The sequence below is a fragment of the Aeromicrobium sp. SP1 genome, assembly GCF_055663785.1.
In genome coordinates, this window is record NZ_JBQVVK010000001.1 from 2,068,174 (window position 1) to 2,093,244 (window position 25,071).

The 25,071-nt window shown below is 69.8% G+C and carries 19 protein-coding genes and 1 tRNA gene; 3 read left to right on the forward strand and 17 right to left on the reverse strand.

The genetic code is table 11. From position 1 onward, the window contains the following. Nucleotides 1–114: 114 nt before the first annotated feature. The 4 genes from ACT26F_RS10180 to ACT26F_RS10195 all read right to left on the reverse strand — a co-directional run bounded on the left by ACT26F_RS10180 (nt 115) and on the right by ACT26F_RS10195 (nt 9,038). Nucleotides 115–6,906: a PKD domain-containing protein gene (locus ACT26F_RS10180; RefSeq protein WP_471670417.1), complete on the reverse strand. Its 6,792-nt coding sequence runs from the start codon at nt 6,904–6,906 to the stop codon at nt 115–117. A gap of 215 nt (nt 6,907–7,121) precedes the next feature. Next, the gene (locus ACT26F_RS10185) at nt 7,122–7,733 is read right to left on the reverse strand and encodes a hypothetical protein (protein ID WP_471670418.1); all 612 of its coding nucleotides are present in this window, start codon (nt 7,731–7,733) and stop codon (nt 7,122–7,124) included. A gap of 88 nt (nt 7,734–7,821) precedes the next feature. Further along, a complete protein-coding gene (pth, locus tag ACT26F_RS10190) occupies nt 7,822–8,388 on the reverse strand; it encodes an aminoacyl-tRNA hydrolase (protein ID WP_471670419.1) in 567 nt (188 codons plus the stop codon). Beyond that, entirely contained in the window at nt 8,388–9,038 is a 651-nt protein-coding gene (locus ACT26F_RS10195; protein ID WP_471670420.1) for a 50S ribosomal protein L25/general stress protein Ctc, read from the reverse strand. The genes pth and ACT26F_RS10195 overlap by 1 nt, the downstream gene beginning before the upstream one ends. A gap of 197 nt (nt 9,039–9,235) precedes the next feature. Here ACT26F_RS10195 and ACT26F_RS10200 point away from each other — a divergent pair, with 197 nt between their 5' ends. Further along, nucleotides 9,236–10,324 carry an acyltransferase family protein gene (locus ACT26F_RS10200; protein WP_471670421.1) on the forward strand — a complete coding sequence of 363 codons (1,089 nt, stop codon included), beginning with the start codon at nt 9,236–9,238 and terminating at the stop codon, nt 10,322–10,324. A 22-nt stretch (nt 10,325–10,346) separates the two neighbouring features. Here ACT26F_RS10200 and ACT26F_RS10205 read toward each other — a convergent pair whose 3' ends face one another. Genes ACT26F_RS10205 through glmU form a run of 3 tightly spaced genes read right to left on the reverse strand, consistent with a single transcriptional unit; the run spans nt 10,347 to nt 13,133 of the window. Next, on the reverse strand, nt 10,347–10,718 hold the full coding sequence (locus ACT26F_RS10205) for a hypothetical protein (RefSeq protein WP_471670422.1): 372 nt from the start codon (nt 10,716–10,718) through the stop codon (nt 10,347–10,349). Further along, complete coding sequence (locus ACT26F_RS10210; RefSeq protein WP_471671676.1) at nt 10,715–11,656, reverse strand: ribose-phosphate diphosphokinase; 942 nt, start codon at nt 11,654–11,656, stop codon at nt 10,715–10,717. The genes ACT26F_RS10205 and ACT26F_RS10210 overlap by 4 nt, the downstream gene beginning before the upstream one ends. Before the next feature lie 22 nt (nt 11,657–11,678). After that, a complete protein-coding gene (glmU, locus tag ACT26F_RS10215) occupies nt 11,679–13,133 on the reverse strand; it encodes a bifunctional UDP-N-acetylglucosamine diphosphorylase/glucosamine-1-phosphate N-acetyltransferase GlmU (protein ID WP_471670423.1) in 1,455 nt (484 codons plus the stop codon). Between the two features lie 82 nt (nt 13,134–13,215). Between glmU and ACT26F_RS10220 the strand changes: the two genes are divergently transcribed. Further along, a complete protein-coding gene (locus tag ACT26F_RS10220) occupies nt 13,216–14,247 on the forward strand; it encodes an acyltransferase family protein (RefSeq protein ID WP_471670424.1) in 1,032 nt (343 codons plus the stop codon). A gap of 119 nt (nt 14,248–14,366) precedes the next feature. On the opposite strand, the gene ACT26F_RS10225 is transcribed toward ACT26F_RS10220, so the two are convergent. Both ACT26F_RS10225 and ACT26F_RS10230 read right to left on the reverse strand, forming a co-directional pair. Beyond that, the gene (locus ACT26F_RS10225; RefSeq protein WP_471670425.1) at nt 14,367–15,245 is read right to left on the reverse strand and encodes a hypothetical protein; all 879 of its coding nucleotides are present in this window, start codon (nt 15,243–15,245) and stop codon (nt 14,367–14,369) included. Nucleotides 15,246–15,388: 143 nt separating this feature from the next. Beyond that, nucleotides 15,389–15,467: transfer RNA gene (locus ACT26F_RS10230), tRNA-Gln, on the reverse strand. Nucleotides 15,468–15,610: 143 nt separating this feature from the next. Here ACT26F_RS10230 and ACT26F_RS10235 point away from each other — a divergent pair. Further along, nucleotides 15,611–16,093, forward strand: a complete 483-nt coding sequence (locus ACT26F_RS10235; protein ID WP_471670426.1) for a MarR family winged helix-turn-helix transcriptional regulator — start codon at nt 15,611–15,613, stop codon at nt 16,091–16,093. Here ACT26F_RS10235 and ACT26F_RS10240 read toward each other — a convergent pair. The 8 genes from ACT26F_RS10240 to ACT26F_RS10275 form a co-directional block, all read right to left on the reverse strand. Continuing rightward, nucleotides 16,090–17,868: an ABC-F family ATP-binding cassette domain-containing protein gene (locus ACT26F_RS10240; RefSeq protein WP_471670427.1), complete on the reverse strand. Its 1,779-nt coding sequence runs from the start codon at nt 17,866–17,868 to the stop codon at nt 16,090–16,092. The two genes, ACT26F_RS10235 and ACT26F_RS10240, sit on opposite strands and share 4 nt — an antisense overlap. Nucleotides 17,869–17,881: 13 nt before the next feature. Next, nucleotides 17,882–18,829 carry a 4-(cytidine 5'-diphospho)-2-C-methyl-D-erythritol kinase gene (locus ACT26F_RS10245; RefSeq protein ID WP_471670428.1) on the reverse strand — a complete coding sequence of 316 codons (948 nt, stop codon included), beginning with the start codon at nt 18,827–18,829 and terminating at the stop codon, nt 17,882–17,884. A 12-nt stretch (nt 18,830–18,841) separates the two neighbouring features. Beyond that, entirely contained in the window at nt 18,842–19,708 is an 867-nt protein-coding gene (locus ACT26F_RS10250; RefSeq protein ID WP_471670429.1) for an ABC transporter permease, read from the reverse strand. Continuing rightward, the gene (locus ACT26F_RS10255; RefSeq protein ID WP_471670430.1) at nt 19,708–20,511 is read right to left on the reverse strand and encodes an ABC transporter permease; all 804 of its coding nucleotides are present in this window, start codon (nt 20,509–20,511) and stop codon (nt 19,708–19,710) included. Before ACT26F_RS10255 ends, ACT26F_RS10250 begins: the two co-directional genes overlap by 1 nt. A 3-nt stretch (nt 20,512–20,514) precedes the next feature. Further along, nucleotides 20,515–21,333 carry an ABC transporter ATP-binding protein gene (locus ACT26F_RS10260; protein WP_471670432.1) on the reverse strand — a complete coding sequence of 273 codons (819 nt, stop codon included), beginning with the start codon at nt 21,331–21,333 and terminating at the stop codon, nt 20,515–20,517. Beyond that, nucleotides 21,330–22,436, reverse strand: coding sequence for an ABC transporter substrate-binding protein (locus ACT26F_RS10265; protein WP_471670433.1), 1,107 nt, complete (start codon nt 22,434–22,436; stop codon nt 21,330–21,332). Before ACT26F_RS10265 ends, ACT26F_RS10260 begins: the two co-directional genes overlap by 4 nt. 133 nt (nt 22,437–22,569) lie before the next feature. Further along, on the reverse strand, nt 22,570–23,835 hold the full coding sequence (locus ACT26F_RS10270; protein ID WP_471670434.1) for an allantoate amidohydrolase: 1,266 nt from the start codon (nt 23,833–23,835) through the stop codon (nt 22,570–22,572). Next, the gene (locus ACT26F_RS10275) at nt 23,832–25,043 is read right to left on the reverse strand and encodes a pyridoxal-phosphate-dependent aminotransferase family protein (protein WP_471670435.1); all 1,212 of its coding nucleotides are present in this window, start codon (nt 25,041–25,043) and stop codon (nt 23,832–23,834) included. Before ACT26F_RS10275 ends, ACT26F_RS10270 begins: the two co-directional genes overlap by 4 nt. Nucleotides 25,044–25,071 lie beyond the last annotated feature (28 nt).

Genomic DNA, 25,071 nt, shown 5'->3' on the forward strand with positions numbered 1-25,071 from the left:
CTCTGCTGATCGTGACGAGAGGTCGACCAAGCCGCGCGAGAACCTGGCGCAACTGCCATTTAACGCTGAAACGCCAGTCACAACTGCAACTGTGACTTACGTCACACCATGAGATCAGAGCGGGTTCGCGAGGAAGTCGTCCACCGTGATCTTGACCGGCGCGTTGGTCGACGAACCGGACAGGAATGCCAGCATCGACACCCCGCCGGCGACCTGCAGACCGGACGTCGAATCGGTCCGCGTCAGGTTCCAGGTCGTGGGCTCCGTCGTCCCGACCTTCCACACCCGGGCCCGCACCGTCGTCGGCGTCGTCCCGGAGACCTGGAGCCGCACCTGCATGGCCGCCCCCGGCGTGTAGTTCAGGGCCGACCCCAACGCCACCGAGCCCAGCGTCGTCTCCGCGTTCGACACGACGCTCACCAGGTACAGCGTCTGCGTCCCGTCGGCGGCCAGCTTCACCTTCGCCCGGTAGTCGTTCGTCCCCACCGCGCGACCGCCCAGCGAGAAGTAGATCCCGCCGCCGGTCCCCAGCTTGTCCGTCGTGTAGGTCGTCGTCACGTCCGTCGCCGTCGACGACACCGAGCCCAACGTGACCTTCGGAGCATTGCCGGGCGCCGCCATCGTCAGCGTGCCCACTCCCGAACCCACCGAGAACAAACTCGCCGAACCCGTCGTCGCCCACGCGCCGCCCTTGTCCGCCGTGCCCCACCCGTTTGCGACCGTGCGACCGAACGCGTCACGCGCGAGCGCCGTGTCGTTCGCCGGGGGCGACGTCACGGTGACGGTCTTGGTCACCGTGCCCGTCGACCCGCCGTTGTCGGTGACGGTGAGCTTGACCGACTTGTCGCCCGCCGTCGTGTAGGTGTGCGACGGGTTCGCCGCCGTCGACGTGTCGCCGTCACCGAACTCCCACAGGTAGGACGCGATCGTCCCGTCGGTGTCCGAGGACGTCGACGTGAAGTCGGCCTTCAGGTTCGTCACGGCGGACGTGAAGTTCGCCGTCGGTGCCGCGTTCGCCGGAGGCGTGCCGTCGACCGACCTCGCCAGCAGCGAGTCGAACGACGCCACGACCGGGACGTTCGTCGAGCTGCCGGACAGGTAGGTCATCACCGTGACACCACCGGCGACCTGGAGACCCGCCGTCGAGTCGGTGCGCGTGAGGGTCCACGCCGTCGGCTCGGCCGTACCGGTCTTCCAGACCCGGGCCCGCACCGAGGTCGGCGACGTTCCCTCGACCTGGAGCCGCACCTGCATCGTCGACCCGACCGTGTAGTTCAGCGCGCTGCTGAGGGCCACGGAGCCGAGCGTCGTCTCGGCGTTCGACACCACCCGCACGAGGTACAGGGTCTGGGTGCCGTCGGCAGCGACCTTGATCTTCGCCCGGTAGTCGTTCGTGCCCACCGCGCGCGCCCCGAGGGAGAGGAAGATCCCGCCACCATCGGCCAGCTTGTCGAGCTGGTAGCTGCCGGACAGGTCCGTCGAGGTCGACGACACGCCGTTCAGCGTGGCGCGGGTCGACTGCCCTGCCGTCGCACTGCGGATCTGGCCCACCGTGCCGTTGACCGACAGGTTCGCCGCCGTGCCGACGGTCGTCCAGGCGCCACCGACGTCAGCCGTGCCCCAGCCGTTCGCCACGGTCCGGCCGAAGCCGTCCTGCGCGAGGGCCGTCGAGGTCGGCGGGGCGGTGACCGTGATCGTCTTCGTCACGGACTTCGAGGCACCGCCGTTGTCGGTGACCGTCAGCTTGACCGTCTTGTCGCCGGCCGTCGTGTACGTGTGCGACGGGTTGGTCGCCGTCGACGTGTCACCGTCACCGAACTCCCAGGCGTAGGACGCGATCGTGCCGTCCGGATCACTCGAGGTCGACGTGAAGTCGGCCTTGAGGTTCGTGATCACCGTCGTGAAGTCGGCCGTCGGGTCCTGGTTCGCCGGTGGGGCCGTGACCGTGACCGTCTTCGTCACGGACTTCGAGGCACCGTCGTCGTCGGTCACCGTCAGCTTGACCGTCTTGTCGCCGGCCGTCGTGTACGTGTGCGACGGGTTGGTCGCCGTCGACGTGTCACCGTCACCGAACTCCCAGGCGTAGGACGCGATCGTCCCGTCGCTGTCGGTCGACGTCGAGGTGAAGTCGACCTTCAGGTTCGTGATCACGGTCGTGAAGTCCGCCGTCGGCTCCGCGTTCGGGGGCTCGCTGACGAAGACCTGCTGCACCGCCTGGGCGGTCGCACCCCGGTTGTCCGTGACGGTGAGCGTCACCGTCTTGAACCCGCCGGTGGTGAACGTGTGCGTCGGGTTCGCCGCCGTCGACGTCCCGCCGTCGCCGAAGCTCCAGGCGTACGACGCGATCGTCCCGTCCGGATCGGTCGACGTCGAGGTGAAGTCCACCTTGAGGTTCGTCACCACCGTCGTGAAGTCGGCCGTCGGACCCTGGTTCGCGACGTCCACCGTCACGGTCTTCGTGACGGGGGTCGAGGCGCCGTCGTCGTCGGTGACCGTCAGCTTGACCGTCTTCGTACCGGCCGTCGCGTAGGTGTGCGACGGGTTCGTCTCGGTCGACGTCTCGCCGTCACCGAACTCCCACAGGTACGACGCGATCGTGCCGTCGCTGTCCGTCGACGTCGAGGTGAAGTCGACCTTCAGGTTCGTGATGGCCGTGCTGAAGTCCGCCGTGGGCGCGACATTCGCAGGCTCCACGAACACGGTGTGACTGACCGAGGTCGTCTTGCCCTCGTTGTCGGTCACGGCGAGCGTCACGGTCTTGAAGCCGCCCGTGGCGTACGTGTGGGTCGGGTTCGCCTCGGTCGAGGTCGCGCCGTCGCCGAAGGTCCAGGCGTAGGACGCGATCGTCCCGTCGGGATCGTTCGCGGTCGAGGTGAAGTCGACCTTGAGGTTCGTGATCGCCGTGCTGAAGTCCGCCGTCGGGGCCTGGTTGGGGCTGCCTCCGCTGGCCGCCGTGAAGTGGCCCGCGATCTCGGTCGGGTTCAGGACTCGCCGGTAGATCGCGACCTCGTCGACGTCGCCGTTGAAGTTCGCGCTGGAGTTGCCGCCCCACGTGTTGTCGCCGCCGACCTTCCACCAGCCCGTGTAGTCCTGGGCGGACGTGTTGCCGCTGCTGCTGACCAGCAGGCCGTCGACGTACATCTTCATGCCGTCGGAGCCCAGCGAGGTCACGACCTGGTGCCAGGCACCGTCGTTGAGCGGGGTCGTGGAGTCGATCGTGTTGGCGAAGCCGGTCCACGTGCCGAAGCGGACGATGCCGTTGTCGAGCATGTAGAGGTGCCGGTCGTAGCCGGACGAGAAGTTGCCCGACGAGCTGTTGCCGAAGCCGAGGATGCGTCCGCCGGTCGTGGTGTTCGTCCGGATCCAGACCTCCTGGCTGAAGGTCGTCGGGTTGTTCCAGGGCTGGCTCGCCACGACGCCTCCGCCGAGACCGACGGCGGCGTTGCTGTCGACGATGCCCGGCCGGCCGTAGTCGATCGACCCGAAGAACGAGCCGGGGTTCTCGCCGATCGACGCGTCGGCCGCGGTGGCCGAGCCGCTCGCGTCGGCGAGACGCCAGTACAGGTCGGGGTCCGACTGGCGCACGGCCTTGCCGTAGTCGTCGGCCGGCAGCGGGGGCGCCGACGTGACGGTCACGTCGTGGGAGACCTCATTGGTCGCCCCGCCGTTGTCGGTCACCGACAGCTTGACCGTGTACGTGCCGCCGGTCGAGTACGTGTGGACCGGGTCGGCCTCCGTGCTGGTGGAGCCGTCGCCGAACTCCCACAGGTAGGACGCGATGTGTCCGCCCGGGTCGGTCGCCACGGAGTCGAACGTCGCGGTCGAGGCGCGTGCCGACCACGTGAAGGCCACGTTCGGCGCGGTGTTCGGCCAGGACGCGGTGCCCTTGCCGTAGTGGTCCTGGATCTCGGCCTGCGGGAGGGCCCGACCGTAGATCGCGACCTCGTCGACGTCGCCGAGGAAGTACTGCGACGAGTTGCCGCCCCAGGCGTTGTCGCCGCCGACCTTCCAGTAGCCGGTGTAGTCCTGGGCAGAGGTGTTCCCGTTCGACGAGTTGAGCTCACCGTCGACGTACAGCTTCATCCCACCGGGGCCGAACGTCGCCACCACCTGGTGCCACATGTTGTCGTTCAGCGCCGCCACGGAGTCGATCGTGACCGTGTTGCCGTTGTAGACGCCGAACCGCACCTTGCCGTTGTCGAGCATGTAGAGGTGCCGGTCGTAGTTGTTCGAGTTGTCGCCGTTCGAACTGTTGCCGAAGCCGAGGATGCGCCCACCGGTCGTGGTGTCGGTCTTGATCCAGACCTCCTCGGTGAAGGCGGTCGGGTTCGCGGTCGCCTGCGTCGCCACGACGTTCGTGCCGGCCTGGCCGTTGCCGGGACGGCGCACGCCCATCGCGGCGTTGTCGGTCGTGATGCCGGCGCGGCCCAGCTCGGGCGCGCCGTAGATCGTGCCCGCGTTGTCCGCGACCGACGAGTCCGCGGCCGTCGTGCCCGAGGTCTCGTTCAGGCGCCAGTACAGGTCGGGGTCGGACTGGAAGACGGCCTTGCCGTAGTCGTCGGCCGGTGCCTGCGGGATCGCCGAGGGGCGACCGCTGGCGATCCAGTGGGCGTTGACCTGCTGCTTCGTCAGGGCCGTCGGGTAGAGGGAGAAGTCGTCGACGTCGCCGTCGAAGTAGTTGTCGCCCTCCCACGCGCTGTCACCGCCGACGCGCCAGTACCCGGTGTAGTCCTGCCCGGTCGTGACGCCCGCGTTCGAGCCGACGCGCTTGCCGTCGATGTACAGCGCCTGGCCGTCCGGACCCAGCGTCGCGACGGCCTGGTGCCACTGCCCGTCGTTGTACGCCTTCGAGTTGCCGACGACGTTGAGGTTCCCGGTGTACGTGCCGAACCGGACCTGTCCCGCACCGTTCATGTAGATGTGCCGGTCGTAGCTGCCGGAGTTGCCGCTCGCGGCATTGCCGAACCCGGCGATCTTGCCGCCCGTCGTGGTCGTCGTGCGGAACCAGACCTCGGTCGAGAACGTGTTCGGTCCGGGCACGAGCTCCTTCGACACGATGAGACCGTCCTCGGCCCCGTTGAACGTCGACGCGGTGTTCGACGAGTTGAGCAGCGCTCCGCTCGTCCCCCGCGTCACGCCGGCGCCGGCCGTCGTGTTGTCGGCCCCGGCCCAGTCGTAGACCGACGTGCCCGTGTCGTCGAGACGCCAGAACTTGGACGCCCCGTCGGCGAGCACGGCATCGCCGTACGCACCGAGCTCGTCGCCGGTACCGGCCGTGCCGGTCACCCACGCCGAGTAGGTCGAGTTGTTGTCCGGGTCGATCGTCTGGACGCGATAGCGGTACGAGTTGCCCGGCGTGAGTCCACTGTCGGTGAAGCTCATCGGCTTGGACTCCCAGAACCGCGCGTTCTGCGAGATCTCCTTGACCACGGTCGTGCTCGTCCGGAACAGCCGGTACGTGAGGCGCGAGTCGTCGCGGTCCCAGTTGCCGGGCCACGAGATGCGGATCTTGCCCGAGCCCGCGGCCTTGAGGACCGGGTCCATCTGCGGAGCGCTGAGGTACGGGCCGATCGCGTGCGGCGAGATGCTGCGCTTCGCGAAGCGGACGAGGCCCTGCTGCTGCTTGTTCCCGACGACCGGGAACTCGCCGCCCATCACGACGTAATTGCCGTCGGTGGACGCCTCGACGTCCCACGCGCCCTGCGACGTGCCGGTGAACGTGCCCGCCGCGATCGACGGGAAGAAGTTCAGCAGGGTCGGGCTGGGCTCGCCGGCGTGCGACGGGTAGCCGTAGATGTCGGCCTTGTTGACGCCCGTGGCGTAGTTGGTCACCGCTCCGCCGCGGTAGAAGCTCCAGGGGTCGGTCTGCGGGAAGCCGCCCGTCCCGAGGTTGCCGCAGTAGTGGTTGTGGGACACCGTGTACGCAACGTTGCCCGTGGCCGAGACGTCGTACGTGTCTCCGTGGCAGTCCTGGTTCCAGCGCAGGACGCCGTTCCAGTCGATCGCGAACGCGCCCTCGTCGGTGCCGCCGCCGCCGAAGTGGTAACCCACGCCGTAGATGCCGCTCGCATCGCCGTTGAGGTTCCAGATCGCCGCGTCCACCCCGCCGTTGCGGACGTAGTCGTTCGCCTGCATCGGCAGGCTGGTCCCGTCCGAGGCGTTGAGCAGCGCCAGACCGTAGCCGGGCTGCGACGAGCCGTTGACCGACGTGAACGAGCCGCCGAGGGCGACCTTGCCGTCGTTGTACGCGACGCCGCGGACCGCGAGCTCAGGGATCGACGGCGCGAAGCCGGTCAGCGCGCCGTTCGACCGGGCGACCCCCGCCGCACGCGTCCGGGTCACGCCGTTGACCGCGGTGAAGGTGCCGCCGAAGTACACCGTGTCCGCCGTCGCGGTGACGGAGATGACCTGGCCGTTGACGTTGGGCGTGAAGGTCGACAGCGGTGCGCCCGTGGCCGGGTTGAGGGCCGCGAGGCGGTTGCGGGTCTGGCCGTTGGCGGTCGTGAACTGTCCACCGACGTAGACGGCCGAGCCGTCCGGCGCGACGGACACGGACGTCACCTGCGAGTTGAAGTACGCGTTGAAGCCCGTGATGAGCGTGCCGGTCGTGAGGTTGTAGGCCAGCATGTACCGGCGCGTGGTCTCGTTCGTACCGGCCGGGTTGCCGGCCGGGCGCGCGGAGGTGAAGTTGCCCACCGCGTACACCGTGTTGCCGTAGATCGCCTGGTCCCAGACGACACCGTTGACCTGGACGGTCGGCAGGACGTCGGCCGACACCGTCGCAGGGACGTCGTCCAGCGGATTGGGGTCGGCGGCCTGCGCGGTCGCAGGGATGAGCACCAGCGCAACGGCAAGGCAGAGCGTCGACACCACGCAGCTGAGTGTCCGGCGGACGAACGAGTTCACGGCGGTTCCCTTTCCCGAGTGAGACGCCGCACCACCCCCATGGCCGACGACAGACCTCGAAGTTAGGCGGTAACCCCCCGAGAGCGCCGGGGAACCGTGAAAAATGGCTCAAATTGCAGTGAGAATCACGACTCATGTGGCACTTGGGACACTTGAGTCACACAGGCATCACAGGGCTCCGGACGCGAGGTCCGAAAGAAGAGGTGTGAGGACGCTCAGACGGCGCCGTGGAACCGGACCGCGGGGCGGTCGGCGGCGTAGTACATCTCGACCGTGACGTCCGAGCGCTGCTTCTTCGGGACGTTGAAGACGTACACGCCGCGCGCGGTCTTGCCGGCGGCCACGGTCCCGGAGAACGGGTCGCTGCCGGGTTGGGTCATCGGGATGGACGGCGTCAGGTCCGCGCCGTAGTACGCGTTGACCGACACGTCGGACACGTCGACCGGCTTGCTGCCCGCGTCGACCTCGAATGTGACGCGGATCGCCGGTCCGCTGACCTCGCCGGGACCCTTCGCCTTGCTCGTGACGGACTCGATCTTCACGATGCGCGCGCTGGCACCACGATCGATCGTGGCCTCGTCGTCCAGGCCGACGACCCGGGGCTCGCCCTCGTCGGCACCGGCCGACGTCGTCTTCTTCGTGCTGGGCTCGGACGCCGTCGCATCCGGCTCCCCCGGCGAGGCGGAGCTCGAGGGCGTGGCCGAGGCGGTGGTCCCGGAGGCGGACGGCTCGGCGGGGTCGTCCTCGCCACGGAAGAGCAGGAACACCACGACGGCGATCACCGCGACGGCCGCGGCCACCAGTGCCCAGCGGACTCTCGTCGTCACGATGGCTCCTCTCGCCGGCGATGTCGCCCGATCGTACCGGGGCACTGCCCGCAGACGGAGCCGGTACCGCGAACTCTTCAGCAGATCCTCAGGAGTTGAAGGCGCTCTGCGTCTTCTCGAGGCCGACCGTGATGAGGCTCTCGACCGCGTCCGCAGCCTCCTGCGTGACGATGTCGGCCTCGATCCGCTCGGCCTTCGCGAACGGCTTGAGCACGTAGTCGTGCACGGGCTGCTGTCCGGGAGGACGGCCGATGCCGAAACGGACCCGCAGGAAGTCGCCCGTGCCGATCGACTGGCGGATCGACTTCAGTCCGTTGTGCCCGTTGTCGCCGCCGCCCAGCTTGCAGCGCAGCGCGCCGAGCGGCAGGTCGAGCTCGTCGTGCACGACGATGAGCCGGTCGGGGGCGATGTCGTGGTACTTCATCATCGCGGACACCGGTCCGCCGCTCTCGTTCATGTACGAGCGGCCGCGGCCCAGCACGGTGCGCTGGCCGACCAGCAGGCCGGAGACGACATCGGCGCGCGCCGCCTTGAGCGACGAGAACCGGCCGCCCATGCGGGCGGCCAGTTCGTCGGTCACGTGATACCCGACGTTGTGCCGGGTGGCGGCGTACGCCGGGCCGGGGTTGCCCAGCCCGACGACGAGCCAGGTCATCAGCTCTCGGAGGACTCCGCCTCGGCGGGAGCGTCCTCGGCCACGGTCGGGGCGTCGTGCTCGATGCCGGCCTCGGCCTCGGCACCCTCGAGCTCGGCGTCGACCTCGGCGGCCGTCGGCGCGTGCGTCAGGTTGAGGATCATGAAGTCGTCCTCGACGGCCAGCGCCGCACCGGTGGGCAGCACCAGGTCGGAGGCGAGCACCTGCGAGCCGACCGCGAGTCCGTCGATCGAGACCTCGATCTCGGTCGGGATGTGGGTCGCCTCGACCTCGAGCGCCACGGTGGCGTTCTCGGTGACGACGAGGACGTCGGGCTGGGGCTCGCCGACGATGTTGATCGCGATGTCGACGGTGACCTTCTCGCCACGGCGGACGATGAGCAGGTCGACGTGCTCGATGAAGCCCTTGAGCGGGTCGCGCTGGACCTGCTTCGGGATGGCGAGGTGGTTGTCCGAACCCAGGTCGATCGCGAGCAGCGCGTTGGCGGTCTTGAGCGCCAGCATCGTGTCGTGGCCCGGCAGGGTGACGTGGACGGGGTCCGTGCCGTGCCCGTACAGGACGGCGGGGATCTTGCTCTCGCGACGGATGCGGCGGGCGGCGCCCTTGCCGAACTCGGTGCGCTGCTCGGCGGAAATCTTGATCTCGGCCACGGGTCGTTCTTCTCCTCGGGAGTGGGTTTCAGGTCTCGGCGCTCGACACAACACTCCGTTGGAGCGCCCTGTCGATCACGGTCCGCATGGGTCTGGACCCTCGCCGAGGCAACTTGTCGATTCTAACCCAAGGACGCCGAAGGACGAAAACCGCGGTCCGCGCCACATCGTGAGGCGACGGCCCCGATACTGGGTGGATGGCGTCGGGAACGCGGGTGCGCAGGACGGGCCGGCTCGACGGAGTGCAGGCGATGCGCTTCGTCGCCGCGCTCCTGGTCGTGGTGACCCACTCCACGCTCTACGCGAAGGACCGGCTCGACCCCGACATCGACGTGTGGCACTTCGGCGAGATCGGCGTGCCGATCTTCTTCGTCATCAGCGGCCTGGTGATGATCGTGTCGACCTCCGGACGCGAGGGCACCCCGGGGTTCTGGTCCGACTTCGGCATCCGACGGGTGATCCGCATCGCGCCGACCTACTGGTTCGCCACGACGGTCAAGCTGCTGACGCTCGTCGCGGTGCCCGGTGCCGTCGTCCACGCGACGCTCGACTGGAGCAACGTCTTCTGGTCGTACCTGTTCCTGCCGTCGCGCCGTCCCGACGGCACGATCGAGCCGCTGCTCGGCGTCGGCTGGACACTGATCTTCGAGATGGCGTTCTACGCCCTGTTCACGCTCGCGCTGTTCCTCAAGATCCGGCCCCTGCTCTTCTGCGGTGCGGCCCTGGGCCTGCTCGCGCTCGGCTCGGCCTTCGTGGGTGAGGATCCGCCGGTGCCGGCCTACTACCTGAATCCGGTCGTCCTGTACTTCCTCGTGGGCATGATCATCGGCGTGTTCGTCGTGGGCGGCGACGTCGTGCGACTCATCGCGCGACTGCTCGGCGCGTTCGCCCTGACGGCGCTCGTGTGCGTGCTCGGCGCCGACGAGGGCTCGGCCTTCGACACGCGCCTGTTCGTGCGTGTCGTGGGGGTCACGGCGGTGCTCGTCGCGGTCGTCGTGGCCGACCCGCTGCTGCGCGGGCGCATCCCGCATCCCGTCCTGCGGCTCGGCGACGCCTCGTACACGATGTACCTGTTCCATCCCCTGATCGCGCCGATCGTCCCCGCCGTCCTGGCCCGGCTGGGCCTCGTGAGCGAGCCGGTGTCGGTGACGCTCTCGGTCCTGCTCGTGGTGGTCGCGACGTGGTACCTCTACCGCATCTTCGAGGAGCCCATGACGAAGCGGCTCATGACCGCCTACCGCACGCGCCGCCAGCCCGGCGGCGCCGCCAGCACCGCGAACGGCTGAGGCCGACCGGCCTGTCCGGCCGTCAGTGCAGCGTGCGGTACAGCACCTGCTGGGTCAGCACCGCGAGCATCGCGGTGACCGCGAAGGCCAGGATGCCCAGCGAGCCGACGCTCATCAGGCCACTGAGCAGCACCATCGCCGAGGCGATCATGGTCGCGACCGTGAGCCGCTGGTCGTCGTCGGGGATGCGGTCCTTGAGCCACCAGTCGGAGAGCATCGCGATGACCGCGATGATCGCACCGGCCAGCACCAGCGCACCGGCCAGCACGATGATCGGCAGCGGGTCGATGGGCATCTGGCCGGCGATCGTCGCCCCGATCAGGGCGGCGAGGACGCCGATCACCGCGAAGATGCCCGCGAGCAGGCCCGCGGCACGGAAGAGTCCGGCTCTCATTTCTCCGCGAAGAGGCTCGTGACGGACCCGTCCTCGAACACCGCCGAGACCGCCTGCGCGAGCAACGGGGCGATCGACAGGCACGTCAGCTTGTCGAAGCGCAGGTCGTCGTCCAGCGGCAGCGTGTTGGTCACGATGATCTCGGTGGCGACGGAGTTCTTGAGGCGATCGACGGCCTCGCCGCTGAACACGGCGTGCGTCGCGGCGATGACGACCTCGGCGGCACCCTCGTTCATGAGGGCCTCGGCGGCCTGGCAGATCGTGCCGCCGGTGTCGATCAGGTCGTCGACGAGGATGCACGTGCGACCGGCGACGTCGCCGACGACGCGGTTGGCCTTCGTGACGTTCGCCTGCGTGATGTCGCGGGTCTTGTGGATGAAGGCGAGCGGGGCGTTGTCGAACTGGCGGGCCCACTGCTCGGCGACCTTGATGCGGCCGGCGTCGGGCGAGACGACCGCGAGCGGCTTCTTGCCGTACTTCTTCTTGACCTGCCGGGTCAGGATCGGCATCGCCAGCAGGTGGTCGACCGGGCCGTCGAAGAAGCCCTGGATCTGGGCGGTGTGCAGGTCGACCGTCATGAGCCGGTCGGCACCGGCGGCGAGGAACAGGTCGGCCATGAGGCGGGCGCTGATCGGCTCGCGGCCCAGGTGCTTCTTGTCCTGGCGGGCGTAGCCGTAGAACGGCAGCACGACGGTGATGCGCTTGGCCGAGGCGCGCTTGAGCGCGTCGATCATGATGAGCTGCTCCATGATCGCCTCGTTGATCGGCGCGGCATGGCTCTGGATTACGAAGGCGTCACAGCCGCGGACCGACTCGTCGAACCGGACGTAGATCTCGCCGTTGGCGAAGTCGTAGGCGGTGGTCGGCACGAGATCGACCTCGAGCAGCTCGGCGACTTCCTGCGCCAGGGTCGGATGCGCCCGACCCGAGAACAACATGAGGTTGTTGGTCGGGGTGCGCTTACTCAGGCTCTTGTTCGTCGCCACCGCTGTGCTCCTGCGTCTGGTCCGCGGCGTCCGCGGAGGGGGTGCCCGGCCGCCGGCGTGCGACCCACCCTTCGATTGTCCTCTGCCCCGAGTCCGGGACCGAAAGCGCCCCCGGCGCGACGTCCTCGCGCACGACGGTCCCGGCACCGGTGTAGACCCCGTCGCCGATCGTGACCGGTGCGACGAGGACGTTGTCGCACCCGATCCGCACGTGCCGGCCGATCGTGGTGCGCTGCTTCTTCGTGCCGTCGTAGTTCGCGGTGATCGAGCCGGCACCGACGTTGGTGCCCTCGCCGATCTCGGCGTCACCGACGTACGACAGGTGCGGCACCTTCGCGCCGGGCCCCAGGTGGGCGTTCTTGAGCTCGACGTAGGCGCCGGCCTTGGCCCCCTCGTCGATGACGACGCCGGGCCGCAGGTACGTGAACGGGCCGACGGTCGCGCGCGGGCCGATCACGGCATCGGACGCGTGCGTGCGCACGACCGAGGCGTCGTCGCCGACCTCGACGTTGCGCAGTGTCGTGTCGGGGCCGATCGTCGCACCGGCACCGATCGTGGTCGCTCCCAGCAACTGCGTGCCGGGCTGCACGATCGTGTCGGGACCGATCGTGACGGCCGAGTCGATCCACGTCGTGGCGGGATCGACGATCGTGACGCCCTCGGCCATCCAGTGCTCGCCCAGGCGCGCGTTGAGTTCGCGGCCGAGGCGGGCCAGCTGGGCGCGGTCGTTGACGCCCTCGGTCTGCCACACGTCCTCGAGGACGTGCGCGCCGACCGGCAGGCCCTCGGAGACGGCCCGGCCCACGATGTCGGTCAGGTACAGCTCGCCCTGGGCGTTGTCGGTGGACAGGGACCGCACGGCACGGTCGAGGAACGGTCCGTCGACCACGAGGATCCCGCTGTTGACCTCGCGCACCGACCGCTCGTCGTCGCTCGCGTCCTTGTGCTCGCGGATCGCGGCGACTCCCCCGTCCTCGCCCCGCAGGATGCGGCCGTATCCGGTGGGGTCCTCGAGCTCGGCGCTGAGGATCGTGACGGCCCGACCGGCCGAGCGGTGCTCCTCCAGCAGGACGGTCAGGGTCGCCGGCGACAGCAAGGGCACGTCCGCGTAGGTGACGAGGTAGGCGCCCGTGACGTCGCCCGCATCGAGCGCGTCCAGCGCGACCCGGACGGCGTCGCCGGTCCCCCGTTGCTCGGCCTGGATCGCGACGGTCGCCGCAGGGTCCAGGTCGGCGAGGGCCTGCTCGACCTGCTCGCGGTCGTGGCCGACGACCGCGACGACGCGATCGATCCCCGCCCCGCGCACCGCGTCGAGCGCGTGGCCGAGCATGGGCCGCCCGGCGATCTCGTGCAGGACCTTGGCCCGGCGGGACTTCATCCGCGTCCCGGCCCCGGCGGCCAGGACGATGGCGGTGACCTGATCGCTCACGTGACTCCTTCGTCGGTTCGTCCCGAGTCTAGGCCGCAGGACGGATCCCTCGCCGTGACCGGGACGCCGATAACCTCGCGGGGTGCCCCCCACACGCCTCACCTGGATCGACTCCGCCCGCGGCGGCGCGATGGTCCTGCTCCTGGTGTGGCACTGCGGCGCCGTCCCGTGGACGCTCGGCGTGCCGATCCCCGAGCCGCTGTGGGTGTTCAACGGCTTCTTCATGCCGTTCCGGATGCCGATGCTGATGTTCCTGTCCGGGCTCGTGCTCTGCCGGTCGCTCGCGAAGCCGACCCCCCGCTACGTCGCCGGGAAGTTCTCCGGGATCGCCTGGCCGTACCTCGTGTGGCTCGCTGTCGCGGGCCTGCTGGGGTTCGCCCTCGCGGGGTGGCCCGGGGACCTGCGCTCATGGGGCCCGAACTCGACGTACCTGTGGTTCCTGTTCTTCATCGCGGGCTACTACCTCGTGGCGCCCGCGGTGCAGCGGCTTCCGCTGTGGCTGCCGGTCGCGGCGGGCCTGGTGGGTGCCACCCTCCTGCCGCACGGCGAGGTCGCCCAGCGCTGGTGCTACTTCGCCGTGTTCTTCTTCCTGGGGCACCTCGTGGCGACCCGCCGGGAGGACGTCACGAAGCTGCTGCCCCGCCCGCTCGCCCTGTCCTGCGCGGCCGCTGCGGCCGCGTTCGGGCTGCTGACCGCGCACCAGCCGTTCGCGGTGCAGTTCGACGTGTGGACGGTTCCGTTCTCGCTCGCGGGGATCGTCGCGGTCCTGTGCCTGCCCCTCGCCGGTCGGGTCCCGGACCTGCTCGGCCGGGTGGGCCGCTCGTCGATCGTCTTCTACGTGGCGCACTTCCCCGTGATGGTCGTACTCACCCGCGCCCTCAAGGACGACGTCGGCGCCTGGACCATGGCGCTCCTCAACCTCGTCGTCGCGCTGGCGGCCTGCGCCGCACTCGCCGCCGCGAAGTCCGTCGTCCCTGTCGCCTGGCTGTTCCGCGCCCCCTCGGCGTTGACCGCGGCGGTCGAGCGCCTGCTGTCCGGCCGACGCAGGCCGGAGCCGGAGCTCAGCGACACCGGGCTCCCCGGGCAGGAGTCGAACCTGCGTCGCTTGTCCTGATTCAAAGACGAACTCAGACGTCGAATCTCGTAAAAGCTCGTGCAATATCTCCTTGGATTCCGTGTACCTAGTCGATCCGGGCACAACGTAGTCGAACCGGGCACAACGGCGTTTGTTCCCTACTTTGTCCCCGACTTGCCCTTGACCTTGCCCTTGCCCTTGGCCTTGGCGCCAACCCACCCGCTCCGGCGCCGTTTCTTCTTATCCTGCTCAATACGCTGACGTGCCTTCGGGGTCAGGCCGAGTTCGACCACACCAGCCCCCCGTGCCACCCGCCGCAGTTCATCGCGCCGGGGGCGGTCGGGGTCAAGGTAGTCGGCCGCCTGCCCCGCCCAGATGGCGCAAGCGACGGTCAGCCAGCAGAGGAAGCCGAACGGCTCCTCCTCGTCACCAGCGGGCTTGATAGGCGTCCGCCGCAGCACAGCGAGTTGGCCGTCATCGAAGGCGAAGAACGCCCCCATCACAAAGCCCGTCGGATGGGACTTGCGGCATAGGCTCCGGTAGATCAGGTACGCCTCGTCACCGCCCGGCGCGAGGTCAAGACATAACGCCTTGAACCGCTTCGCGCGGTCAGCAGAGGAGACGAACTCCACAGGCTCGTCAATCGCGGGGAACGCCTCGACCGTTGGAGCGAACCGCGTCGCGGTGAGTTCATCCTGCAGCGCCTTCTGCTGCGCGATCTCCTTGTTGTAGATAGCCAGCACCGCGTCCTCGTTGTGGAGCATCCACTGCGCCGTCAGCGCAGACTCATACGCCAGACGCAGCAGAGGGATGGCGAGCAGGTCGTTGCCGTCTTCGAGATACCGCATCACCTCGGGAACGAGCAGATGGACGTGCCCGACCAGCCCGTAGATCGAGGCGAACCGCGTGGGGTCCGCATGCTTCTGCCGCTGCTGCAGATGAGTCTGCTTGCCCTCACCCTCCAGCCAGCTGGCGACCAGCGACTCGGTCGCGGCCCGCAGGTCGTCAGGGTCCGTGATCGTCGGCTCGGTGCTCACGCGACCGCCCCTCCTAAAGCAATCTCTCGCACCACCCCGGGCGCCGTGCGGTCGAGCAGGGTTTGCTTCCCAAGAAAGCCCGTCCCCCTGGAACCGGGGGCTGGCTTTCGCCTTGGTAGGCCGGGAAGAATCCCGACCACGCGCTCCCCGGGCAGGAGTCGAACCTGCGTCGCTTGTCCTGATTCAAAGTCAGGCGGGCCCTGCCGACAGACCAACCGGGGATGGCGGCTACAGGTTACCGGAGCCGGCCGCAGTCGCTGGGAGTGACGTTCGAGGGCACGATCGGCCGAAAAGTGCCCTCGAACGTCACTCTGAGCGACTCCGGTCTCTCGACGTCAAGATTCTTGATCGACTACCGTGGAGGCATGGACGAGGTCGACCGGATCGTGGCGGCGTGGCGGCGGGAGCGCCCCGACGCCGACGTGAGTCCCATGGAGGTGCTCAGCCGGGTCACCCGGCTGGCCAAGCAGCTCGACCGGGTCCGCAAGCAGGCCTTCGCCACCCACGACCTCGAGACGTGGGAGTGGGACGTGCTCTCGGCGCTGCGCCGGACGGGCGTGCCGTACGAGCTCTCCCCCGGCCAGCTGGTCGCCGCGACGATGGTCACGAGCGGCACGATGACGAATCGCGTCGACCGCCTCGTCGAGCGCGGACTGGTCGTGCGCAGGCCCGATCCGGACGACCGGCGGGGCGTGCTCGTGCGGCTCACCGACGAGGGCCGGGACCGCGTCGACGCCGCCCTGGACGCCCTGTTGGTCCACGAGCGAGAACTGCTCGCCGCACTGCCCGCCGCCCAGCGCACGGCCGTCGCCGCCGCGCTCGCGACGCTGACCGACTCGATCCGCTAGTCCTCCGCGAGCTCCAGCCAGGCCAGCTCGGTCTCCTCGAGCTCGACGACCACGGGCTCACGCTCGGCCGACAGGCGCATGAGCCGCTCGTGGTCGGCGCCCGCCTCGACCATCGCCGCGTCGAGCGCGTGCACCTGCTCGGTGAGCTTCTCGATCCGCCGCTCCAGCCGCCCGAGCTCCTTCTTCGCCTCGCGGTCGGCCCGCCCCCCTCGCTGAGTGGCACCTTCCGACATCTTTTCGGCCGTTCTCGCGGCCGCAACGTGCAACTCAGCGGCTGACTGCAGACGCAGGTACTCGTCGACGCCGCCGGGGAGGTGTCGCAGGTGGCCCACCCCGTCCGGCCCGGCGAGGACCGCGTACTGGTGGTCGGTGACGCGTTCGAGCAGGTACCGGTCGTGCGAGACGACGAGCAGCGTTCCGGGCCACGTGTCCAGCAGGTCCTCGATCGCGGCCAGCATGTCGGTGTCCATGTCGTTGGTCGGCTCGTCGAGGATCAGCACGTTCGGTTCGTCGAGCAGGATCAGCATGAGCTGCAGCCGCCGCTTCTGGCCGCCGGACAGGTCGCGCACGGGCGTCGACAGCTGCGCCGAGGTGAAGCCCAACCGCTCGAGCAGCTGACCGGTGGTCATCTCCTTGCCGTCGGTGACGTAGGTCGCCCGCCGGCGCGCCACGACATCACTGACCCGGTCGTCGAGGACGTCGTCGAGGTCCGCAAGGTGCTGGGTGAGCGCCGCGATCTGCACGGTCTTGCCACGCTTGACCCGGCCCGACGTCGGCGCGACCGCGCCCGTCACCAGACCCAGCAGCGTGCTCTTGCCGGCGCCGTTCGGGCCGAGGATGCCGGCCCGCTCCCCCGGACCGATCCGCCACTCGACGTCACCCAGGACGGGCCGGTCGTCGTACGCCACCGAGACGTCGAGCAGGTCGACGACGTCCTTGCCCAGCCGCGCGGTCGCGAGCCTCGCGAGGGAGACCGCGTCGCGCACCGGCGGCTCGCGCTCGATCAGCGCGTTCGCGGCGTCGATCCGGAACTTGGGCTTGGACGTGCGCGCGGGGGCGCCGCGGCGCAGCCAGGCCAACTCCTTGCGCATGAGGTTCTGCCGCCGCTCCTCGGACGAGGCGGCCTGCCGGTCGCGCTCGACGCGCTGGAGCACGTAGGCGGCATAACCGCCCTCGAAGGCGTCGACGCGGGCGTCGTGGACCTCCCACGTGAGCGTGCAGACCTCGTCGAGGAACCACCGGTCGTGGGTGACGACGGCGATCGCCTCCGAGCGTCCCTTGACGTGCTGGGCGAGCCACGTGACGCCCTCGAGGTCGAGGTGGTTCGTCGGCTCGTCGAGGATCAGCAGGTCCCAGCGGCGCACGAGCGCCTGAGCCAGCGCGACCCGCCGACGCTGACCGCCGCTGAGCGTGCCGACGAGGGCCTCGTGGTCGACGTCGGACATCAGCCCGGCCAGGACGTCGCGCACGCCGGCGTCGGAGGCCCACTCGTGCTCGGGCCGCACCCCCACGACGGTCGTGATCGCCGCGAGATCGGGATCGAGCACGTCGTCCTGCTCGACGTAGCCGACCCGGAGGTCACGACGCCACGTGACGCGTCCGCTGTCGGGCTCGAGGCGCTTGGCCAGGATCCGCAGCAGCGTCGACTTGCCGTCGCCGTTGCGGCCGACGACACCGACGCGGTCGCCGTCGGAGATGCCGAGGGTGACGTCCGCCAGGACGGTGGCGGAGGGGAACGACTGGCCGATGCGTTCGGCGACGACGAGGGGTGGCATCAGTGCAACGGTGTCAGATGAGCCGAGCGCCGACGACCGGGCCCCGGGACTGGATGACATCCGCCGCGCCGGAGACGCTCGTCAGCGCCATCGCCACGTCGAGTGCATGCTGCTCGGACGCGGCCAGGAAGAGCGTCGTCGGCCCCGATCCGGACACGATCGCGCCGAGCGCACCGGCGTCGAGGCCGACCTCCAGCGTCTCGGCGAGCTCGGGCCGCAGCGACAGCGACGCCTCCGTGAGGTCGTTCGAGAGAGCGCGGCCGAGCGCCCGGGCGTCGCCGGCGCGCAGGGCGTTGAGCAGCGTGTCGGGGACCTCGGGCTCGTCGACGCCGTGCGGGTTGAGCCGGTCGAACTCGGCGTACACGGCCGCCGTTGAGAGCCCCTCGGCAGCCGTCGCGAACACCCAGTTGTAGCTGCCTCGGGCGAGGACGGGGCTGACCTTCTCGCCGCGGCCGCCGCCGATCGCATTGCCGCCGTGCAGCAGGAACGGGACGTCGCTGCCGAGCTCGGCGGCCAACGGCTCGAGGTCGAGTCGCGACAGGCCTCCGCCCCACAGCTCGTTGCAGCCGACGAGCGCCGCTGCCGCGTCGGCGGATCCGCCGGCCATGCCGCCGGCGACGGGGATCACCTTGCGGATCGCGATGTCGGCGCCCAGTCCGGGATCGCCGAGCCGGTACCGCAGGAGCGTCGCCGCGCGGACCGCGATGTTGTCCGCGCCGACCGGCACCTCGGTGCCCTCGGGCAGGTCGAGCTCGGTGTGGACGGCGACCGTGATCTCGCCGTCCTCACGCGCCGTGATCCGCAGCTCGTCGTGCAGGTCGACGGCCTGGTAGACGGTCGCGAGCGGGTGGTAGCCGTCCGGGCGCACGCGACCGACACCCAGGCACAGGTTCACCTTGGCGGGCACTCGCACCGTCACCCTCGACACCACGGGACCAAAGGTAACGGCAGAACCGGGCATCGGACACCAACCTCAGGTCGCGACGCTCATGCCCATCCGGGCCAGGACGGCGTTCTCCACCAGTTGCACCAGGTTGTAGAGCACGAGCGTGATGATCGTGATGATCGCGACGCACGCCCACAGCTGGTCGAACTGCGCCTGCGCGCTGAACTTCGCGATCTGGCCGCCGATGCCGGTGCCGGTCGAGAGCCACTCCGCCAGCAGCGCACCGGTCACCGCGCCGGGCACCGAGATCCGGGCCGCGGCGAACAGTGACGGCAGCGCCCCGGGCACCGCGACCTTGAGCAGGGCCGTGACGTTGCCGCCGCCGTACACGTGGACGACGTCGAGCGACTGGACGTTCGCCTGGCTGAGCCCGAAGAGGATCGATGCGAGTGCGGGGAACAGCACGACGATCGTGCCGATCACCACGACCGAGGCGGTCGTGCCCCGGCCGGTCAGCAGCATGATGACGGGCGCGATCGCGACGAGCGGGATGCTGCGCAACAGCAGGGCCAGCGGCATGACCCCCGCCTCGACGGTCTTCGACAGCGTGAACGCCATCGCGAGCACGATCGCGATGAGCATGCCGGCGACCCAGCCGAGCGCGGCGTGCTGCAGCGTCGTCCAGGCCAGCGGGAGGAGTTCGGCCCGGTGCTCCGCCGCCGTGGCACTCGCGTCGGGATCGGTCACGAACAGGAAGTTCCAGACGTCGACCGGGCCCTTGGCCACGTAGGGCGAGATCCCGCCGAAGCTGACGACGGCCTGCCACAGCGCCAGCACGATCGCGAGCGTGAGGGCGGTGTTGAAGACGGACCGGCCGACCGAGCCGGCGAGGTCCTTCGTGCGCTCGTGGCGCAGGGTCGAGCGGATCGACGCCGCGGAGGTGGTCGTGGCCATCAGCTCGCCCTCCCCGCGACCCACGGCGTGACGAGTCGCGAGACCAGGCCGAGCAGTCCGTAGCCGACGAGCGCGACGACGGCGCACAGCAGGAACACCGCCCAGACGCGCGTCGAGTCGAGGTTGCCCTGGAGCCGGATGAGCGTGATGCCGACGCTGCGGTCGGTGCCGCCCATGTACTCGCCCAGGACGGCGCCGAGGAAGGCGGTCGGGACGGCGATCTTGAGGGCGTTGAGGATCGCGGGCAGCGCCGCGATGAGCCGGACCTTGCGCAGCTGCGTGAAGCGGTTGCCGCCGTACACGCGGACGACGTCGAGGCTGGCCTTGTCGGCGGCCTTGAAGCCGAGCAGCGCCCCGACGACCGTCGTGAAGAACACCACGAGCGCGGCCAGGAAGATCGCGGTCTTCGACGGCGCGCCGGGCTCCGGCGCCCCGCCGAGCACGACGATCGAGATGCCGCCGACCGCGACGATCGGCAGGCAGTAGCTCACGACGGCGATCTGCGTGACGACCGACTCGAACCTCGGCACGAGCAGCACCGTCGAGGCGAGCAGGAGCGCCGCGAGGTTGCCCCACAGGAAGCCCCACGCGGCCTCGGTGATCGTGACCTTGAAGAACTCCCAGTACGCGCCGAGCCCGTCCTCGAGGATCTGGCCGAAGACCGCGAACGGCGACGGGACGGGCGTGAAGTCGGTGCCGGGCTCGGGCGTGAACGCGGTGACCGAGAACAGCCACCAGGCCGCGATGAGCACGGCCGCGCCGATGACGCCGGCGAGCCAGCCCGGGATGCGTCGCTGGACCATCGATCAGTGCCCCGACTCGCCGCCGCCGAAGAGGATCTCGGAGCACTCGTCGAACAGGGCGTGGAACTCGGGGCTGCGCAGCATGTCGGGCGTGCGCGGACGCGGCAGGCCGACCTCGATGATCTCCTTGACCCGTCCGGGCCGCGGCGACATGACGGCGACCCGGTCGGACAGGAAGACCGCCTCGCCGATGCCGTGCGTCACGAGCAGCGTCGTGGCCGGTTTCTCGGTCCAGATCCGCAGCAGCTCGAGGTTGAGGTTCTGGCGGGTCATGTCGTCGAGGGCGCCGAAGGGCTCGTCGAGCAGCAGCACCGAGGGCTTGAGCACGAGGGCGCGGGCGATCGACACGCGCTGGCGCATCCCGCCGGAGAGCTGGGCCGGCTTGGCCTTCTCGAAGCCGCGCAGGCCTACGAGGTCGATGAGCTCGTCGAGGTAGGCCTGGTCGGGCTTCAGACCGGCCACCTCGAAGGGCAGCCGGATGTTGGCGATCACGCTGCGCCACGGCAGCAGCGCGTGGTCCTGGAACGCGATGCCCAGCTCGCCGCCCTTGCGCAGCTGCTGGGGGGTCTTGCCGTCGACGAGGGCCTGGCCGTGCGTCGGCTCCTCGAGGCCCGCCAGGATCCGCAGGATCGTCGACTTGCCGCAACCGGACGGACCCAGCAGCGACAGGAACGAGCCCTGCTCGGTGTGCAGGTCGGTGTCCTGCAGCGCGAGGACGCTCTTGCCCCGTCCGGTCTTGAACGTCTTCGACAGTCCGGAGATCCGGATGCCGGTGCCCAGCGTCTGCTGGGCACCGGCTTCCGTGGACGAGGCGATAGTCATCCCTCGTACTTCTTAATGTCCGGGCTCTCCTTGTAGACCTCGTCGAGCACGGAGGTGTCGAAGAGGTCCTCGACGGAGACCTTCCAGCCGGCCGCGGCCAGCGAGTCCACGGTCTGCTGCTGGAGCTCGTCACTGATCGTGAACAGGCCGTTCGCCTGCGTCTCGGGCGTCGAGATGAGCAGCTTCTCGGCCTCCAGGCCCAGTCCGGTCTTCTTCGGGTCGAGCGCGCCGAAGGCCGACTCGAGTCCGTCCTTGTTCTCCGACGCGGCCTCGTTGTAGTACTTCGTGATGAGTGCGACCGTGTCCTCGGTCGTGTTCGCGAAGACGTCGTTCCAGCCCTTGATCTCGGCGGTCAGGAACGCCTTGACCGCGTCGCGGTGCTCGGACAGGTACTGGTCCGTCACGGTGACCGTCTCGGCGACGTACGGCACGCCGTTCTCGGCGTACGGCAGGTTCGTGACCTTGTAGCCGGCCTGCTCGACCGTGATGGCCTCGTTCGTCAGGTAGGCCATGAAGCCGTCGACGTCGCCCTTCATGAGCGGCGTCGGATCGAAGTCGACCGGGACGACGGTGACCTTGTCCTCGGGGATGTCGTTGGCCTTGAGGATCGCCTTGAAGACGCTCGCGTTCGAGTCCTGGACGCCGATCTTCTTGCCGATCAGGTCCTGCGGCGTCTTGATGTCGCCGCCGTCGGCCAGCGACAGGATCGTGAACGGGTTCTTCTGGAACGTCGCGCCGACGATCGTGAGCGGGGCATCCTGCTCGGCGATCGCGGCGCCGACCGAGGCGGCGTCGCTCAGCGCGAACTGCACCTTGCCGCTGAGCAGCTTCGCGACACCCGTGTCGGGGCCGGAGATGCCGGTGACCTTCGAGAAGCCGGCCTCGTCGTAGTAGCCCTGGTCGTCGGCGTAGTACTCGCCGGCGAACTCCTCGTTCTTGATCCAGGAGTACTGGACGCTGATGTCGCCGAAGTCCTTCGCCTCGCCGGAGTCGCCCGCGTCGTCGCCGTCGCTCGAGCCGCAGGCGGACAGGACGAGTGCGGCAGCGGACAGCAGCGCGGCCAGCGTGAGGCTGGAACGGCCCCGTCGGATCGAAAAGCTCATCGGTTCTCCATGTCTCGTGCGCGCCGGGACCCTCTCGCCCGGCACTGCTGAACCCCCCTGGTGCGGCCACGCTAGGTCGGCGAGATTTCCCGGAATGGAGGTCGTTGTTTCGGTGGTGTTAAGCCCGAGGCGCTCAGCCCGCGCCGGCCTCGACCCGCCGCGCGACCGCGAGGACCGCCTCGGTGAGGGCGTCCAGACCGCGGGCGACGTCGACCTCGCGGACGTCCTCGCCGGGATGGTGGCTGATCCCGTCGAAGCAGCGCACGAACAGCATCCCGACCTCCGTGACCCGGCCGAACGCCATCGCGTCGTGGCCGGCACGGCTCCACAGCGCCATCGGCTCGGGATCGCCTGTCGCGGCGATCCCCTCGACGACGCACTCCTGCAGCCACGGCGCGCACGGCATCGCAGCCGCCGTGTGGGTCTCGGCCCACGAGAACCGCAGGCCGCGACCCTCGCAGATCTCGGTGATGACGTCGACGTAGGTCTGCCACATCGCGTCGCGCTCGGCGTCGGACGGGTGACGCAGGTCGAGGCTGAAGTCGGCCCGGCCCGGGATGACGTTGACGCCGCCGGGCACGACGTGGATCTGGCCGACCGTCGCGATCACGCCGGCCGCCCGGGCGAGCCGTTCGATCTCCGCGATCGCGAGGCTCGCCCCGACGAGGGCGTCCCGGCGTCGCTCGTACGGCGTGCCGCCGGCATGCCTGGCCTCGCCGATCACGCTCAGCACGAACCGGCGCGCTCCGGCGATCGTCGTGACGTAGCCGAGGGAGGCGTCGGCGGCCTCGAGGTAGGGGCCCTGCTCGATGTGCGCCTCGAGGTAGCCCACGAGGTCCTCGGGTCGCCGGGCCGCCTCGCCGACCCGGCGCGGATCAAGGCCCCACTGACGGAACGCCTCCAGCAGCGTCGTGCCGGTCGCATCCCGCAGGTCCCACCAGTCCTCGTCCCACAGTCCGGCCGCCGCGCTGCTGCCCAGCAGGGCCTTGCCGAACCGCGTGCCCTCCTCGTCGCTGAAGCCGACCACCTCGAGCGCGAACGGCAGCTCCGGCAGGCGGTCGCGCAGGCGCTCCACGACGGCGAGCGCCATCGTGACGCCGAGCATCCCGTCGTAACTGCCCGCGTCGGGGACGGTGTCGAGGTGTGAGCCGAGGACGAGTGCGGGCAGACCAGGCTCACGGCCCTCGAGGCGGCCCCACTGGTTGCCCGCCGCGTCCACCCACGAGCGCATGCCGATGAAGCGCATCCAGTCGTCGACCGCCTCGTTCGCGGCCCGGTGCTGCGGCGAGAGGTACACCCGCTCGAGGCGCATCGGATGCGCCGAGAACCGGTCCAGCAGCCGGCACCGGTCGATGACGCCTGCTGCCGTGGTCGGATCGTGCTCGACGCGCGTGCTCATGCGTAGACCTCCCTGGCCGCGCCGACGCCGGCGCCGCCCGTGACCGCGACTCCCCCGGCCCGCAACACCTGTTCGAGCGCTGCGAGGGTGAGCAGGACGGCGTCCTTGCGGGCGTTGTAGCCCATCGTCCCGACCCGCCACACGAGCCCGTGCAAGGGACCGAACGACGTGCCGATCTCGATGCCGAAGTCGTCGAGCAGCGCGGCGCGCGCCTTCTCGCCGTCGATGCCGTCGGGGATGTGCACCGCCACGACGTTGTGCATCCGGTGGGCCGCGTCGCCGAAGACGCGCAGGCCCAGGCACTCGAGCCCGGCGACCATCGCCCCGCCGTGCAGCGCGTGCCGCGCCCACGCCTGCGGCAGCCCCTCGGCGACGAGCAGGCGGGCGCACTCGCGAGCGCCGTAGAGCATCGAGGTCGCCTCGGTGTGGTGGTTGAGCCGCTTCGGGCCCCAGTAGTCCATGATCTGCGCGAGGTCGAGGTAGTTCGACCGGATGCGCACGCCGTGGTTCTCGTCGGCCTCGGTCCGGATGCCGGCCTCGACGTGCTTGCGGCTGTCGATGACCTCGGCCGCCTGCGCCGAGATCGTGATGGGAGCGCTGCCCGAGGGCCCCCCGAGGCACTTCTGCAGCCCCGCCGTCGCGACGTCCACCCCCCAGTCGTCGGCCCGGAACTCGTTGCCGCCCAGTGTCGCGGTCGCGTCGACGTAGAGCAGGACGTCGTGGCGGCGGCAGATCTCGCCCAGCTCGGCCAGCGGCTGGCACATCGTCGTGGCGGTGTCGCCGTGCACGACTGCGAGCACCTTGGGCCGGACCTCCCGCACCGCCGCCTCGACGACCTCGGGCTCGAAGACCTCGCCCCACGGCACCTCGATCGTGTGGACCTCCGCGGCGCACCGCTCGGCGATCTCCGTCAACAGGTGCCCGAACCGGCCGAAGACCGGCACCAGCACACGGTCACCGGGCTCGAGCAGCGAGACCAGGGCCGCCTCGATTCCTGCCCGCGACGTGCCGTCGACGAGGAGCGTCTGCTGGTTCGCGGTGAGGAAGACCTCCCGGAACAGCGCCATCGTCTCGTTCATGGTGTCGGTCATCGCGGGGTCGTACTGGCCGACGAGTGGAGCGGCCATCGCGCGCAGGACGCGCGGGTCGGCACTGATCGGCCCCGGTCCCATGAGGAGTCGCTGCGGCGGATGGATCTGCGCACTCACCCCGCCACGGTAGGGGCGAGATGTTTCC